The sequence below is a fragment of the uncultured Maribacter sp. genome, from assembly GCF_963974015.1.
In the GTDB taxonomy this organism is placed as follows: domain Bacteria; phylum Bacteroidota; class Bacteroidia; order Flavobacteriales; family Flavobacteriaceae; genus Maribacter.
Genome location: NZ_CAXBBZ010000011.1, coordinates 33,095 through 49,178 on the forward strand (window position 1 = coordinate 33,095; position 16,084 = coordinate 49,178).

General features: G+C 36.4%; 14 protein-coding genes and 1 riboswitch. Of the genes, 2 read left to right on the forward strand and 12 right to left on the reverse strand.

The window, feature by feature from the left end:
- Positions 1 to 105 precede the first annotated feature (105 nt).
- Positions 106 to 546, forward strand: coding sequence for a hypothetical protein (locus AACZ41_RS13460; protein ID WP_339629044.1), 441 nt, complete (start codon positions 106 to 108; stop codon positions 544 to 546).
- A 59-nt stretch (positions 547 to 605) separates the two neighbouring features.
- A complete protein-coding gene (locus tag AACZ41_RS13465; protein WP_339629045.1) occupies positions 606 to 1,238 on the forward strand; it encodes a hypothetical protein in 633 nt (210 codons plus the stop codon).
- 45 nt (positions 1,239 to 1,283) lie between these two features.
- Here AACZ41_RS13465 and AACZ41_RS13470 read toward each other — a convergent pair whose 3' ends face one another.
- The 12 genes from AACZ41_RS13470 to cobA all read right to left on the reverse strand — a co-directional run bounded on the left by AACZ41_RS13470 (position 1,284) and on the right by cobA (position 16,061).
- Positions 1,284 to 2,366, reverse strand: coding sequence for a bifunctional 3-deoxy-7-phosphoheptulonate synthase/chorismate mutase type II (locus AACZ41_RS13470; RefSeq protein ID WP_091626675.1), 1,083 nt, complete (start codon positions 2,364 to 2,366; stop codon positions 1,284 to 1,286).
- 10 nt (positions 2,367 to 2,376) lie between these two features.
- Positions 2,377 to 3,237 (reverse strand): prephenate dehydrogenase, encoded by an 861-nt coding sequence (locus AACZ41_RS13475; RefSeq protein WP_339629048.1) that lies wholly within the window; start codon positions 3,235 to 3,237, stop codon positions 2,377 to 2,379.
- Positions 3,238 to 3,241: 4 nt separating this feature from the next.
- Positions 3,242 to 4,387, reverse strand: coding sequence for an aminotransferase class I/II-fold pyridoxal phosphate-dependent enzyme (locus AACZ41_RS13480; protein WP_339629049.1), 1,146 nt, complete (start codon positions 4,385 to 4,387; stop codon positions 3,242 to 3,244).
- Positions 4,384 to 5,211: a prephenate dehydratase gene (locus tag AACZ41_RS13485; protein ID WP_339629050.1), complete on the reverse strand. Its 828-nt coding sequence runs from the start codon at positions 5,209 to 5,211 to the stop codon at positions 4,384 to 4,386. The genes AACZ41_RS13480 and AACZ41_RS13485 overlap by 4 nt, the downstream gene beginning before the upstream one ends.
- A 484-nt stretch (positions 5,212 to 5,695) precedes the next feature.
- Positions 5,696 to 6,817, reverse strand: a complete 1,122-nt coding sequence (locus AACZ41_RS13490) for a serine hydrolase domain-containing protein (RefSeq protein ID WP_339629051.1) — start codon at positions 6,815 to 6,817, stop codon at positions 5,696 to 5,698.
- Positions 6,814 to 7,647 carry a head GIN domain-containing protein gene (locus AACZ41_RS13495; RefSeq protein WP_339629052.1) on the reverse strand — a complete coding sequence of 278 codons (834 nt, stop codon included), beginning with the start codon at positions 7,645 to 7,647 and terminating at the stop codon, positions 6,814 to 6,816. Before AACZ41_RS13495 ends, AACZ41_RS13490 begins: the two co-directional genes overlap by 4 nt.
- Position 7,648: 1 nt before the next feature.
- Positions 7,649 to 8,746: an acyloxyacyl hydrolase gene (locus AACZ41_RS13500; RefSeq protein WP_339629053.1), complete on the reverse strand. Its 1,098-nt coding sequence runs from the start codon at positions 8,744 to 8,746 to the stop codon at positions 7,649 to 7,651.
- Positions 8,747 to 8,868: 122 nt separating this feature from the next.
- The gene (gene metF, locus AACZ41_RS13505; protein WP_339629054.1) at positions 8,869 to 9,822 is read right to left on the reverse strand and encodes a methylenetetrahydrofolate reductase [NAD(P)H]; all 954 of its coding nucleotides are present in this window, start codon (positions 9,820 to 9,822) and stop codon (positions 8,869 to 8,871) included.
- A 183-nt stretch (positions 9,823 to 10,005) separates the two neighbouring features.
- On the reverse strand, positions 10,006 to 12,717 hold the full coding sequence (gene metH, locus AACZ41_RS13510; protein WP_339629056.1) for a methionine synthase: 2,712 nt from the start codon (positions 12,715 to 12,717) through the stop codon (positions 10,006 to 10,008).
- 14 nt (positions 12,718 to 12,731) lie between these two features.
- Entirely contained in the window at positions 12,732 to 13,733 is a 1,002-nt protein-coding gene (locus tag AACZ41_RS13515; RefSeq protein ID WP_339629057.1) for a homocysteine S-methyltransferase family protein, read from the reverse strand.
- Positions 13,734 to 13,812: 79 nt separating this feature from the next.
- Positions 13,813 to 13,920, reverse strand: a riboswitch (SAM riboswitch).
- Positions 13,921 to 14,077: 157 nt separating this feature from the next.
- Positions 14,078 to 15,139, reverse strand: a complete 1,062-nt coding sequence (locus tag AACZ41_RS13520) for an NAD(P)/FAD-dependent oxidoreductase (RefSeq protein WP_339629058.1) — start codon at positions 15,137 to 15,139, stop codon at positions 14,078 to 14,080.
- 118 nt (positions 15,140 to 15,257) lie between these two features.
- Positions 15,258 to 16,061 (reverse strand): uroporphyrinogen-III C-methyltransferase, encoded by an 804-nt coding sequence (cobA, locus tag AACZ41_RS13525; protein WP_339629059.1) that lies wholly within the window; start codon positions 16,059 to 16,061, stop codon positions 15,258 to 15,260.
- Between the last annotated feature and the right edge of the window lie 23 nt (positions 16,062 to 16,084).

A 16,084-nucleotide genomic window follows, 5' to 3' on the forward strand; every position in this document is an offset into this window, starting at 1 on the left:
ATACCTCAAAGTTTCAGCATGTTTTATGCAATTAATCAAGATTTAACCTGTTAATAATTTATAATCATCAAATAGGTGACCAATTTTTAAAAAAAAACCAAAATCATGAGAAGAAGTATTTTTAGTGTTTTATTAGTTATCTGTGGCGCTTTAAGCTTAAGCGCACAAGAATTTAAAGTTATTACCAGTGTAGAATCTATAGTGTCCAGCGGATTAGGACGTTCTAGAATTATTGATGGTAACGAGGAAAAGGACTATGCAGAATATACCTCTACCCAAACCGAAGATGACAATACCCGTAACAAATCGAAAAGAGACGAGATTAGGGTAAAAGACTTTGATGAAACTAAGTTATTGAACTTCTTTAATATTGGTGGTATCCGTTTTCAAAACATTGCCGCTAATGATGCTATAATCACCTCCAAAATCAACGCTATGGTAGCAGATGGGTGGGAACTAGCCTTTGTAACCAGTGCAGTAGAAAGTGATGGCGGTAAAGGAGATTCATCTGGTATTTTCATTACCCGATATATTTTCAAAAGATAAAAATTAAAATAAAAAAAATAATATATACTATAAAATATCGATTACCCTAAATTATTAATATGAAAAAACTTTTATTTCTTTTCTTACCTTTTTTAACATTTGCTCAAACCAATCTTTACGAAAATCCTGATTTTGACGCCATTGCCGCCTCTCATAAAATTATTGCTATGGTTCCATTTAAGGCCCAAGTAAAACTAAGACCTAAACAAATGAAGGATATGACTAATGAACAATTAGACCGTTTGGAAAAATCCGAAGGAGAAAGTATACAAACAGCGATGTATTCCTGGTTTTTAAAACGTAAAAAACGAGGTGACTTACAAAGTGTTGAAATCCAGGATCCCAGAACAACCAATGCCCTTTTAGGCAAACAAGATATTGGTTATGAAAATCTTTTGGAATATACTCCTTTAGAAATTGCAGAAATTTTAGGGGTAGATGCAGTTATATCAGGAGACTATGAGACTGACAAACCCATGTCTGAAGGTGCTTCTGTAGCCCTTGGCCTTCTAATAGGGTTCTGGGGATCAACTAACAATGCCGTAATCAATATGAGCGTCCACAATGCCCAGGATGGTATTTTATTATGGAACTATAATAAAAAGGTTCGTGGAAGTTTAGGAAGTAGTCCAGAGGACCTTATAAATATCTTAATGCGGAAAGCATCACGCCGATTGGCATATACAAAATAATAGAAAATAAAAAGCCCGGTCTATTTGACCGGGCTTTTTTTATGCTCAAGAATTTACAATCTTCTCTTGGTGACGAATAGACTCTTGGTGAATCGCTTTGAACATACGAAGAACGAATTCTTCACTTAGTCCTTTGCTTTCTCCTTCAAGAATCATTGCTCCTAAAATTTCGTTCCAACGTGTGCTTTGCAATACTGCTACGTTTTTCTCTTTTTTAAGTTCACCGATAGCATCTGAAGTTTTCATACGCTTACCTAAAGTTTCGATCAATTGATTATCGAAAATATCAATATTCGCTCTTAGGTTGTTTAATTTCGCATTGTATTCAGCCTCCGTGTTATCTTCTTTACGAATTTTCAAATCTCTCATAATCTGAACTAACTTGGCTGGCGTTACTTGTTGTGCAGCATCACTCCATGCATTATCTGGATCATGATGAGTTTCAATCATCAATCCGTCAAAATTAAGATCTAGAGCTGTTTGTGATACATCAAAAATCATTTCTCTATTTCCTGTAATGTGAGATGGATCATTGATTATAGGTAGATCTGGAAATTTAGTCTGCAAATCAATCGCCATTTGCCATTCTGGAATATTTCTATATTTAGTTTTCTCGTATGTTGAGAAACCTCTATGAATAACTCCTAAATTTTTAATATCTGCAGTAGCCAAACGTTCAACAGCTCCTAACCATAAAGCCAAATCTGGATTTACCGGATTCTTCACCAATACGATTTTATCGGTTCCTTTTAATGCATCTGCAATTTCTTGAACTATAAACGGACTAACTGTTGATCTTGCACCGATCCATAATAAATCTACATCATGCTCTAACGCCAATTCTACGTGCGCACGATTTGCTACCTCAGTAGCAGTTTTCATACCTGTTTCAGCCTTAACTTTTTGAAGCCATTTAAGGCCCAATGCGCCTACACCTTCAAAATTTCCTGGGCGAGTACGGGGTTTCCAAATACCTGCTCTGTAATAATTTACATCGGTATCTTTTAGGGAGTGTGCTATTCCTAACACTTGTTCCTCTGTTTCCGCACTACATGGCCCTGCTATTACTAGTGGATGGTCTAGTTTTAAATCATCCAACCATGTTCTCATTTGTTTTGAATTTTCCATTTTAATTATTCTATTTCTTGTTTAACGGTATTCCTTTTAATATTCCTTTTATCTTATTGGTATTGTTCATTTCATTGTAAATACCTTCGTAATCGTCTTGCAGCAGTAATTCTTTAAATGCTGTAAGATTATGTATGTACTCGTCTAATGTTTCGACTACATTTTCTTTATTTTGCTTAAAAATAGGTGTCCACATGGCTGGTGAACTTTTTGCCAAACGCACCGTACTTTCAAATCCACTGCCTGCCATGTCAAAAATATCACGTTCATTTTTCTCTTTCTCAATAACCGTTTTTCCCAACATAAAGGCACTGATATGTGACAAATGTGATACGTAGGCAATGTGCTTATCGTGCGCTTCTGGATTCATGTATCGAATGCGCATACCGATGGATTGAAAAACCTGCAATGCTTTTTCCTGTAACTTAAAAGCAGTCAACTCCACCTCACATATTATATTCGTCTTATCTCTGAATAAATCATTAATTGCTGCCGACGGACCAGAAAACTCTGTTCCTGATATTGGGTGGCAGGCTAAGAAATTTCTTCTCTTCGGATGGCTCTCCAACGTTTTACAAATTAATGATTTGGTAGAGCCCACGTCAAAAACAACACAATCTTCATGAACTGCATCCAATATTTTCGGAAGCTCTTTAACCATTACATCTACCGGAATACTTACAATCACCATATCTGCCAATTGCAAATCTTGATAGCTCGCTTTCTTATCGATAATTCCTAAATCTTTGGCTTCTGCCAAATGTGTGTCATTAGAATCTATACCATACACGGTAACATCTTCTTGCGTAGACTTTATGTCTTTCGCTAAAGAACCTCCAATTAAACCTATACCGATTACAAATACATTCATTAAACTAAAATCTTGCGATTGCCTCTTTTATTTTATCACCAGTAATACAAAGAGAAAACCTAATATAGCCCTCTCCATTACTCCCGAATATGGTTCCTGGTGTTATAAATAAATCTTTTTTATATAATATGTCATCTATAAATTCTTCAGATGCGACACTTCCTTCAGGTAATTTTGCCCAAACGAACATGCCAACAGCATCTCTATCATAAGAACAGCCAAGCGTATCTGCCAATTGAAAAATCAATTCTCTACGGGCACTATATACCTTATTCAATTCAACGAACCAGTCATCACTGCTCTCCAATGCCGCTATTGCTCCTTTCTGAATGCCGTAAAACATACCCGAATCCATATTACTCTTGACCTTTAAAATAGCATTGATATGTTCTTCGCTTCCAAGAACGAAACCTACACGCCAACCAGCCATGTTAAAGGTTTTGCTTAATGAATTCAATTCTAAACACACCTCTTTAGCATTAGGTATGCTTAAAATACTTGCTGGATCTGTATTCAGCACAAAACTATATGGATTGTCATTTACCAACAGAATAGTATGCTTTTTTGCAAAGGCTACAATTTTCACAAATTGTTCTCTAGTTGCGGTAGCACCTGTTGGCATATGTGGGTAACTCAACCACATAATTTTGACTTTAGACAAATCTTGCTCCTCCAACACCTCTAAATCTGGAAACCAACCATTCTCTTCTGTAAGGTCATAATATGTTGGGACAGCCCCTACCAAATTAGTTACCGATGTATATGTCGGGTACCCAGGATTCGGAATCAACACCTCATCACCTGCATTTAAAAATGCAAGACTAATGTGCATAATACCCTCTTTAGACCCCATTAATGGGAGAATTTCCGTGGCAGGATCTGCAGTTACGTCAAATCTCTTATTATAAAAACTTGCTATAGCCTCTCTTAATTGAGGTAAGCCTTGGTAGCTTTGATACTGATGTGCACCAGCTTCAAACACAGAATTCTGTATCGCTTTCAATACATGTTCTGAAGGAGTCAAATCTGGACTCCCGATCCCCATATTGATAATAGGTTTACCTTGCGCCATTAAACCGCGCACCTCTCTTAATTTCTTAGAGAAGTAATATTCCTGAACAGTTTTAAGTCTATCAGCGGTCTGTATCATCCTCTCACATTTTTATATTCACCCAAAACCTTAAAATCTTCTGCCATGATGTTCAATAGACTTTTTGCCTTTGTAAAATCTGCAAAATCGTTAAAAGTTACATCCACAAAAAAGGCATATTTCCAAGGTGTTTCTATAACTGGCAATGATTGTATTTTCGTTAAATTTAATCTGCAATCGCTCATAACATTAAGCACAGCCGCTAAACTGCCCCTTTTATGGTCGGTAATAAAACGAATGGTAGCCTTCGTAATTTCGGCCTCTGGCAACGCATCGTTTTTTGTTTGTACAATGATAAAACGGGTTGCATTATTTTTAATGGTCTGTATCTCTTTTGCTACGATGTCCAAACCATACAATTCTGCCGCAACGTTAGGTGCGATTGCTGCTACATGACCTAATTTTTGTTCTTGAATACGTTTTGCCGTTTCAGCAGTATCGACATCTTCCACCAATTTAATATGCGGATATTGTCTAAAATATTCCTTGCATTGCAATAATGCCATAGGGTGTGAACTCACTTCAGAAATATCTGAAATTTTTTGCCCTTTCAGCACCATCAAATTATGATGAATGTTTAAGTAATATTCCCCAATAATATGTAAGTCGTTATGGTTGACAAGAGCATAATTTGGGATAATTGATCCGGCAATCGAATTCTCTATAGCCATCACCCCTTGATCCGCTTCTTTCGATAATAATTTATCAACCAACCCATCGAACGAAAGGCATTCGACAAGCTCTATATCATCTCCGTAACAATCTTTTGCTACTTGGTGATGATTGGAACCTTTAATTCCCTGTATGGCTATTTTTAAACTCACTTTTACTCAATTAATTTCAAAAAAAAAGTTCCGACATATATCGGAACTTAATTCTATTTTATTTTTAAAATATGCTAGAACAGTCCCGTACCTCTCTTAAAAAAGAAGTAGAAATAAAAACCGTTCCAGAAATATTGTTTTGTCATTGCTTTTGTAAACTTTGGCTAATGTAGTAATTATATTTAAAAACTGATATTTATGAGAATATTTTTTTAAAATTAACATTTACCTTCTCAAAACAAATGGTTTTTGTGTAAATCATAACTTTATTGATTTGCGCTAGGCTGGTAATAAAATAGACCAATTATTTTCTCGAACATCTCCTAAGTTTATGACAACTTCAATTGTATTTATCTTTCTGTAAAATTAATTCAGTAGTTTATGTCAGCTGAACCATTTGACTCATTTAATTTAAAATGTATAATATATTTCATGCGTCCATTTTTTACCTACTTCAAAAACAAAGTAATCATTACTCGTTTGGTTAATTGAAAAAACAATCAATAACAGCATCTAGCTCCGGTTGTATTATAGGGTTTGTACAATTAATTAAAATTGAAAATACGAGTTGCTCTTTTGGATAGACAAAGAAATTAGAATAGCCTCCTACTCCGTTACCTATATGGCCGTAAAATTTTCTTCCTTTAGCATCTTCACTTACCTGCCAACCCAAACCATAGTACGTTGGTTTACCATGAACTTCTCGAGAAGTTAAAAATTGATTAAGGATTTGTGCTTTAACCTCAATTCCCTTATTTAAATATGCTTGTCCGAATTTGGCAATATCCGCTGATGTGGAAAGATAACCGCCTCCTGCTAGTTTGTAAAAATTATTAACAGGAATTGCCTTTCTAAAACCCGTTAAACACTTCGTGTAAAAATTAACTACATTTTCAGATGCTTTAAATTCAGTACTCTCTTTCAGCTTAGTACCATCAATCTTTCGATGGCGCTCAAGATGACATTTTGCACAAAAGGTATTCTGCATCCCTAAGGGTTTCAACACCTTTTCTTGAACATATTTCTCAAAGGGGATACCGCTTGCTTCTTGCATTGCCGCAGAAATCATTACCCAATCAAAACTATTATATAAATATTCAGTGTCAGGTTCAAAAACTAACGGGTCATTCTTAAACACCCCTAAACCTTCTTTGATTGAAAAAGGTTCGTTCAGTCCATATTCCTTTCCCTTATATACTCGTATACCTGCTGTGTGACTTGCCAATTGCCTAATGTTGAAATCCCATTCTTTCTTAGGATAATCTGAAAAATAGGTGTAGAAAGATTCATCTAAATCTATTATCCCATCTTGCACCATATGTGCTAATGCCGTTGCAGCAATAGGTTTGGAAACACTAGCTATTCTAAAGATAGATTTTCGTGGATCTATAAACTGTTTTTGCTCTATATCAGCATAACCAAACCCTTTTTGAAAAACGGTCTCTCCTTCTTTTAGAACGGTAATTGCTAAACCGGGAAACTTATTTTTTGCATACATATCTTGTAAAAGCGAATCTGCTTTTACCAAGCCCATCAATTCTAGATTTTCATCTAAAACTCGTTTGGCAGCAAATACATTTTTCAGATATCTAAGTATGGGATTCATTCCACGAAAATAAGTCTGCCATTATATAATTCTTGAACGTCGACCTCAACAGGTCTGGTATAACTTAAAACATCACCTGTGCCTCTAAGCACACCCGAAATTTTTAATTGCGGATCAACAAGTACATCATTCGAGCCTCTATGATTAATATTTACATTTTGGGCTACCAACTCTTCTGCCTCTATTCTAGAATCTCCGGCTGCAATATTTATATTGAAATTTTCTACATTTCCTCTTAAATTAAAATAGGCAATTCCATTTACCGTAATTCTTAAAGATGAGACATCTAAATCTAAATTAAACTCACCATCTGTAGTCTCCGCTTCAGAATTTGTAAAACTTTCAGAATATAAGCTTAAGCTCTCGAAGCTTAAAACACCATCACTACGAATAGGAAAACCTGTACTACTGCGTATTTCGGTTAAATTTGAAGTGGTAACATGTACAACGGTAACTCCATACTTACGCACATAATTACAATCGTTCGTATCTGTCAAAATCAATCTTCCGTCCTCTACAATGGCTGCCACTTCATCTCGCAAATTTTCACCAGTTTCAACTTCTACCTTTTGTGTATCTCCTTGCTTTATTACTAAGGTTACGTTTTCAAAAACAGTAATCCTTTCAAACTCCTCTACCTCAACTTCATTCCTTACAATTTCTCCGGTATCTTGAAAACAATCCGATACATTTTCAGAGTCGCAGGAATTGAAGGATATACTTAAGAATAGAATAGTAAACAAAACAAAACGGTCTCTACTGCACCTGCCTTTATTAAAGGCTAACTCGATTTGTTTAAATACTATAATATGATTTCTAATTTCTGACATTTTATAATCTTATTCCAATACCAAGTTCAACGGCTTCTGCCTTTGCACCGTGCGATTTCAAGGTAATTGCCCCGTAAACCTTATCACCAAAATAACGTTTTAGTCCCATACGATTATACATACGCCCTTCAAAGTCAAAAGGATAATACACGTAATATCCCAATTGAGATATTATGGACATTTTATTAATGAACAGTTCATGGCCTACAAAAACACCTACCCTTTTATAATCGTCATCTGCTGCAACATTATTTTCAGGAAAAGCGATGCTTTGATATCGAATCAATTCTTTTAAAAAATTTGAAAAATAGACATCCGTTCCCATTTGAATAGCACTTTTTCGCCCTAAACGCTTATCGGCATAAGCGGAAAGTACGACAAACCCATATTGACCAGAATTTATAACATCACTTTCATTCAATCCGGTTCTAAGTGCAAAATTGTATCGCACAGGTTCTGTGAACATTTCTTTTTCTCTGTGTACGTATTCAATTTCTGTACCACCATCAAGGTCATAGACCAGACCAGCATTTAACGCCATGGTATTTGTTGATGTATTAGGCGCCCTAAAATTAGCATTTGAATAGTGAATTATTGAAACACCAGCTTTAAAACCTAATCCTTTAAAAATGTTTTCCTTATGGTAATTGAACATTAAATACGTAGAACTCAAAAAATCGGACCCATAGGCATTGTTCCTGAAATTGGTTGTTTTATCATACGGATTACTTGTGTAAGCTATTCCTTGACCTACCCTTAGCTGCATATTTCGTTTAAAAAAATAGAAATTATAATGGGCATATAAGCTATAGTTCTTTCCTAAGGTCTCATAATTCATATCCTGATAAATGAAAGAAAAGCCCAAATCTGGATAATTATACAATTCCTCCCATGCTTCAGCGCCGTAGGTTTTACGATTATAACTTAAAATTATACCCCCAGGATGTGCGTTTATTAAATGTGAAATATCTGGATTATGCAGAATAATAGACCCGTAAAATTGATTTGCATCTAGGGTGTATTTCTTAAGCTCGGTACTTTCTTGTGAAAAGCAAAAGGTTATAGAAAAGAGTAAGAAGAAAAGAAACTTAAAATTCATTGAAAGCAAAAATAGATATTAGAATTTAGTAGAGCGTAATTAGTATTAAGTTCTTTTATTCTATCATCTTCAAACCAATACCAACATATACCTTGTACTCCTTACCCGATTCTATTTTATAACTAAAAAAGTTCTTTAGCAATCGCTTTTATATTATCTGATTTTCCCATTGAATAGTAATGTAAAACAGGCACGCCAGCTTCTTTCAATTCTTTAGATTGTTGTATAGCCCATTCTATACCAACAGCACGCACATCTTTATTTGAAGTACAACTGTCTACCGCCTCAATTAAATCTTGAGGAATATCTATTCGAAAAACCTGTGGTAACAATTGCAAATGACGCTTTACCGCAATAGGTTTTATACCTGGTATAATTGGAACTGTAATCCCTATATTCTTCGCAGCCTCAACAAATTCAAAATATTTCTGGTTGTTAAAAAACATCTGTGTAACTACATAATCAGCACCTGCTTCTACCTTCTCCTTTAATCGTTTTAAATCTGATTGTAAGGAAGGTGATTCTAGATGTTTTTCAGGATAACCTGCTACACCAATACAGAATTCGCTTGAGTATTCGCTCTCTATTGTTTCATGTAAATATTTACCGCAGTTTAAATCTTGAATTTGTTTCACCAAGTCAATTGCAAATGGATGTCCGCCATCTGTAGGTTCAAAATATTTTTGCTCACTTCGTGCATCTCCCCGTAACGCCATTACATTCTCGATACCTAGGTAATGACAATCAACCAACATATATTCCGTTTCTTCACGGGTAAAACCACCACAGATAACATGCGGCACAGTATCAACATTATACTTATGTTGAATTGATGCACAAATACCCACGGTACCAGGTCGCATACGTGTGGTCTGCTTATCTAAAAGTCCCTCTTTCTGCACATAAATAGTCTCTTCCCTAGATGTGGTCACATCAATAAACGGAGGTTTAAACTCCATCAATGGATCTATGTTATTATACAGTTCTTGTATATTTCGCCCTTTCACAGGTGGTACAATTTCGAAAGAAAATAAGGTCTTTCCTTGTGCGTTGGTGATATGGTCTGTTACTTTCATTTTAATTAAGTTGGTCGTTTTATACGTAATCGACTTTACTTCTAAACTTTTATTTTATTCCTTTTTTGGGCGTTACCTAACGGTCGGGCTTTACGCTATATTTTTTCTATTTCTAAATCTTATTTTCATTTTGGCAAACATGAGCAAAAATAGAAAAGATGCCGCTTCTATCCCTAACGCAAATTAAGCATCTACAATATTCGGAGACAACCATCTCTCAGCTTTTTCGAAAGCTATTCCCTTTCTATCCGCAAAGTCTTTCACTTGGTCTTTCTTTATTTTACCTAATCCAAAATAACGTGCTTCCGGATTTCCAAAATAATACCCACTTACTGATGCCGCTGGCCACATCGCCAAACTATCCGTAAGTTCTACACCTATTGTTTCCTTAACTTTTAAAATATCCCAAATGGTCAATTTCTCCAAGTGATCCGGACAAGCAGGATATCCCGGTGCCGGACGAATACCTTTGTACGATTCATGAATCAATTCTTCATTACTCAATTCTTCATTAGCAGCATAACCCCAATGTTTCATACGTACTTCTTTATGTAGGTATTCGGCGAATGCTTCGGCCAATCGATCTGCCAATGCTTTTACTAAAATAGAATTGTAATCGTCCAAATTCTTTTCATATTGGCTAGCCAACTCAGCGGTACCGAAACCTGTGGACACACAAAAACAACCTAAATAATCTTGCCTTCCAGATTCCTTTGGCGCGATAAAATCGGACAAAGCGTAATCAACGACTCCATCTCTTTTCTGTAATTGTTGGCGTAAAGTACGGAAAACAAAATCCTCTTCCTCTCGACCTTCAACTGCGTTTAAGGAGACATTGATATCATCCTCATTTATGGTATTCGCAGGAAACAACCCAAAAATTCCTTTGGCCTTCAACTGCTTTTTAGTAATGATTTGCTTCAACATTTCTTGTGCATCAGCAAATAATTCTGTGGCTTGGGCCCCAACTACATCATCGGTTAAGATTGCTGGAAATTTACCATGCAATTCCCAGCTTCTAAAAAATGGAGTCCAATCTATATAAGGCACCAATAGATTTAAATCTAAATCTTGAATAACTTGAATTCCTAATTTATTAGGCTTAAAAATTTCACTTTTGTTCCAATCTATCTTAAACTTATTTCTACGCGCAGCAGCAATCGTTTTGTATGTTTTACTGGAAGAGCGGTTTAAAAACTTGGTTCTAAAAACATCATAATCTTCCTTAATTCTCTTTTTATATCCGTCAGACGTTTCTTTTTGAAGCAAATCACCTACTACGGTAACTGCCCTTGAAGCATCGTTTACATGAACCACAGCTTCTTTGTATTGTGTATCTATTTTCACCGCTGTATGCGCCTTACTGGTTGTTGCACCACCAATCAATAACGGAATTTTAAAATTCTTTCGCTCCATCTCCTTGGCCAAATGAACCATTTCATCCAAAGAGGGTGTTATTAAGCCGCTTAAACCAATAATATCTACATTATGTTCAATGGCTGCTGCGATTATTTTTTCTGGTGGCACCATAACCCCTAAATCTACAATCTCATAATTATTACATGCTAGAACAACACCAACGATATTCTTACCAATATCATGAACATCTCCTTTTACGGTTGCCATTAGTATTTTACCGGCATTATCAGAATCCCCTTCTTGCGGATTCAATAATTTCTCTTCTTCTATGTACGGCAACAAATACGCCACCGCTTTTTTCATGACCCGAGCAGACTTTACTACCTGTGGTAAAAACATCTTTCCGCTTCCGAACAAATCACCTACCACATTCATACCAGTCATTAAATTTCCTTCAATAACTTCAATTGGCTTATCGGCTTCTTGTCTCGCTTGCTCTACATCTTCAACTATATATTGGTCAATACCCTTTACTAAGGCACGTGTAATTCTATTTTGCAATGGCTCCTCTCGCCATGACAAATCAATCTTACTTTCTTTTGTTTTTCCAACAACCGATTCTGCAAAATCAAGTAATCTCTCGGTTGCATCTTCCCTTCTGTTTAATATAACATCTTCTACACGTTCCAGTAAATCCTTAGGAATATCATCATACACCTCCAACATACTCGGGTTTACGATACCCATGTTCATACCTGCTTTTATGGCATGATATAGAAATACCGAATGCATCGCCTCACGAACAGGGTTATTTCCCCTAAATGAGAAGGAAACATTACTTACCCCACCACTGACACTTGCATACGGTAAATTTTCGCGTACCCATTTAGTAGCTTTTATAAAATCTAGGGCATTGAGCTTATGCTCATCCATACCCGTAGCAACAGGGAAAATATTAAGGTCAAAAATGATATCCTCTGGTGCGAAACCAACCTTATCAACTAGCACATCATATGAACGCTTAGCAATTTCGATTCGACGTTCATAATTGTCGGCTTGGCCAACTTCATCAAAAGCCATAACTATTACAGCGGCACCATAGCGTTTAATCAATTTAGCCTGGTGGATGAATTGTTCTTCACCCTCCTTTAAACTAATGGAATTTACGACACATTTTCCTTGAACGACTTGCAAACCAGCCTCTATGATTTCCCATTTAGAGCTATCGATCATGATAGGAACTCGAGAAATATCAGGCTCGGCAATGACCAGGTTCAAAAACTTTACCATGGCCTCTTTCCCATCAATCAGACCATCATCCATATTAATGTCGATAACCTGTGCACCATTTTCTACTTGCTCCCTTGCTACAACCAACGCTTCTTCAAATTTCTCTTCTTTTATCAATCGAAGAAACATTTTAGAACCAGCCACATTGGTACGTTCACCAACATTAATAAAATTCGTTTCAGGGGTTACAATCAATGGTTCGAGGCCACTTAACTTTAGAAATCGTTGTTCGTTTTTTCCGCTCATAACTTCTAATGATCTTATTGTAAAACAGGAAATTGTCTAGGTTTGAAATCTTTTACCACGTTGGCAATCGCTGTAATATGCTCAGGTGTGGTGCCACAACAGCCTCCCACTATATTGACCAGTCCTTTTTCGACATATTCCCTAATTTGTTCTGCCATTTGATCCGGAGTTTCATCATACTCACCAAAAGCATTGGGCAAACCGGCATTTGGATGTGCAGAAACCGCATGTTCACTTTTAGTTGCCAACACTTCTAAGTGCGGCACTAACTGACTGGCTCCTAAGGCACAGTTAAAGCCTACAGATAATATAGGAATATGGGAAATAGATATTAAGAATGCTTCTGCTGTTTGCCCAGATAAGGTTCTGCCCGATGCATCAGTTATTGTACCACTAACCATTATGGGCACATCAATATTTCGCTCTTCTTTCACTTCTTCTATGGCGAATAATGCAGCTTTTGCATTTAATGTGTCGAAAATTGTTTCTACCAACAGCAAATCTGCACCACCATCTAACAAAGCTTCAACCTGCTGCTTATAAGCTATACGTAGCTCATCAAAAGAAATGGCCCTATAACCTGGGTCATTTACATCGGGAGACATACTTGCCGTTTTATTTGTCGGGCCAATGCTCCCAGCTACAAAACGAGGTTTATTTGGTTCTTTTTTAGTGAATTCATCGGCAACCATTTTAGCGATACGGGCAGACTCATAATTGAGTTCATAAACAAACTCTTCCATATGATAATCTGCCATGGCAATAGTAGTACCTGAAAAAGTATTGGTTTCAACAATATCTGCACCGGCTGCAAAATACTTGCGGTGAACATCAGCAATTGCTTCGGGTTGTGTTAAGGACAATAAATCATTGTTACCCTGTAAAGGGTGTTCCCAATCTTTAAAGCGTTCTCCCCTAAAATCTCCTTCTTGAAATTTATAGCGTTGTAACATGGTACCCATTGCACCATCCAATACTAAAATTCGTTCTTTTAAAATTTCCTTTATATCCTTCATTTTACGCTGTAAAAAGTTCTACGTTCATTAAAATTAATACGATACCAAGGAAGTAAAAGATAGGAAAGTGTTCTTTCTTGAGTTATCTGTCCCAAAAATAGGATAGAATGTAGCACCTTCTTATCCGATTGGGAAAGGGTTGCCAAGGTTTCATAGGGTCTAGTCCCTCCGCCTTTCTTGATAACGTTTCAATCTATTCATGAACGAGTTGCAAAGTAACGGCACTACCAGATCAAATCCAAAAAAATCCATATACTTTTTGGGTTGAGGAATTTTGATTATACGTCATAAAAAAACCTCTAAAACATTAAAGAATCAGAGGTTTCTTTTATTGTACTAAAGCATTATGCTATACTTTGTACAACTTCTTTTTTAGCTTCTTTTTTAGAGCCATCAAATCCTTCAACACCACCTACGGTAGTATATTTCATAACATAACGTTTTCCAGGATTGATTTGTTGATAAGCAAACTGACACATTACTGCTGCCTCATGGAAACCAGATAAAATCAATTTCAACTTACCCTCATACGTATTCACATCACCAATTGCATAAATCCCAGGTATATTGGTCTGGTAATCTTTTGCATTGTTAACCTTAATGGCATTTTTCTCTATATCTAATCCCCATCCACCTATTGGTCCTAACTTAGGAGAAAGTCCAAATAATGGAATAAAATGGTCTACTTCTAAATACGTGTCTTCCTTTTCTCTATCCGTATGTTTAAGGATCACAGCTTCAAGATGCTCCTTACCGTGTAACTCCTTTACCTCTGCTTTAGTAACCAATTTAATTTTACCCAATTTGGCAAGTTCAGCTGCTTTTTCAACGGAATCCAATGCTCCCCTAAACTCATCTCTTCTATGCACTAAGGTTACTTCTGAAGCTACATCGGTTAAGAAAATCGCCCAATCTAAGGCAGAATCGCCACCACCAGCAATGACCACTCGTTTGTCCCTATATACCTCAGGATCCTTAATCATATAAGCGACACCTGAATCCTCAAAATTTACAATATTAGAAATGGGTGGTTTTCTTGGTTCAAAAGAACCCAATCCACCAGCAATAACTACCACAGGTGCATTATGTTGCGTTCCCTTATTTGTAGTTACTACAAATGATCCATCATCTAATTTATCTAATGTTTCAGCTCTTTCACCCAATGTAAAACCAGGTTCAAAAGGCCTAATCTGTTCCATAAGATTATCCACCAAGGTACCCGCCAAAATTTCTGGGAATGCCGGAATATCATAAATTGGTTTTTTAGGATATATCTCTGAACACTGACCACCTGGTTGTGGCAATGCATCGATTAAATGCGTTTTCAATTTTAATAATCCCGCTTCAAAGACCGTAAATAATCCGGTTGGCCCCGCTCCTATGATGAGCATATCTGTTTTAATCATACTTCCTTATTTAGTATTGAATAGTTAATATTGAGTCAAAATCTATAACTCAATAAACACTACGTTCTAAATCCTTTTAACTAATTACTTATTTATTCCTTACTTTATACTATTAAATCTAAGAGGTTTCAACAGTGCTCAACCTAACATTTTCACCACTTGAATATTCAAGCTTTGCCTTTATCAATGAATCTCTGTGCCTCACCACTTCCCCGATTATAATAATAGCGGGATTAGATAATTCTTCTTTCTCCACTACCTCAACAATGGTTTCAATAGTCCCTATGCCCAGCTTTTCATTTATCCGGGTACCGTTTTGAATGATAGCAATTGGTGTGTCGGGTTTGCCTTCACTTTTAAATAATGCTACTATTTGAGGTAGCTTAGACATCCCCATTAAAATCACAACGGTTGCGCTACTTTTTGCAGCCAAGGCAATATCTGCAGATAATTTATGATCTTTTGTCGTTCCGGTAATTACCCAAAAACTTTCTGATGCTCCTCTTTTGGTAACCGGTATATTTTGATAAGCCGGCACACTCAAACTTGATGAAATACCAGGCACCATGGCTACTTCTAAACCAAACGATGTTGCATACTCCATTTCTTCTGATCCACGACCAAAAACAAAAGGATCACCTCCTTTTAATCGTACGACATGTCCATAAGATTTTGCCCTACTTACAATAAGTTCGTTGATCTGCTCTTGCTGATAAGCATAACAACCTTTTCGCTTGCCTACAAAAATCAATTCGGCATTCTTGGCATAGGTCAATAGCTCTTCATTCACCAAAGCATCATATAACACCACATCTGCATTCTCTAAAACTTTGATGGCTTTTAAAGTGATGAGCTCTATATCGCCAGGACCTGCACCAACAACAGTTAACCTCCCTACCCTTTTGAAGGGAGCGTCGACCATTGAATTGATTGTTTTTTGATTGG

Coding starts and splice junctions, on each gene's coding strand:
- AACZ41_RS13480 (WP_339629049.1), bottom strand. CDS start 4,387: ATGATACAGACCGCTGATAGACTTAAAACTGTTCAGGAATATTACTTC.
- metF (WP_339629054.1), bottom strand. CDS start 9,822: ATGAAAGTAACAGACCATATCACCAACGCACAAGGAAAGACCTTATTT.
- metH (WP_339629056.1), bottom strand. CDS start 12,717: ATGAGCGGAAAAAACGAACAACGATTTCTAAAGTTAAGTGGCCTCGAA.
- cobA (WP_339629059.1), bottom strand. CDS start 16,061: ATGGTCGACGCTCCCTTCAAAAGGGTAGGGAGGTTAACTGTTGTTGGT.
- AACZ41_RS13490 (WP_339629051.1), bottom strand. CDS start 6,817: ATGAATCCCATACTTAGATATCTGAAAAATGTATTTGCTGCCAAACGA.
- AACZ41_RS13470 (WP_091626675.1), bottom strand. CDS start 2,366: ATGGAAAATTCAAAACAAATGAGAACATGGTTGGATGATTTAAAACTA.
- AACZ41_RS13500 (WP_339629053.1), bottom strand. CDS start 8,746: ATGAATTTTAAGTTTCTTTTCTTCTTACTCTTTTCTATAACCTTTTGC.
- AACZ41_RS13520 (WP_339629058.1), bottom strand. CDS start 15,139: ATGATTAAAACAGATATGCTCATCATAGGAGCGGGGCCAACCGGATTA.
- AACZ41_RS13515 (WP_339629057.1), bottom strand. CDS start 13,733: ATGAAGGATATAAAGGAAATTTTAAAAGAACGAATTTTAGTATTGGAT.
- AACZ41_RS13460 (WP_339629044.1), top strand. CDS start 106: ATGAGAAGAAGTATTTTTAGTGTTTTATTAGTTATCTGTGGCGCTTTA.
- AACZ41_RS13495 (WP_339629052.1), bottom strand. CDS start 7,647: ATGTCAGAAATTAGAAATCATATTATAGTATTTAAACAAATCGAGTTA.
- AACZ41_RS13475 (WP_339629048.1), bottom strand. CDS start 3,237: ATGAATGTATTTGTAATCGGTATAGGTTTAATTGGAGGTTCTTTAGCG.
- AACZ41_RS13465 (WP_339629045.1), top strand. CDS start 606: ATGAAAAAACTTTTATTTCTTTTCTTACCTTTTTTAACATTTGCTCAA.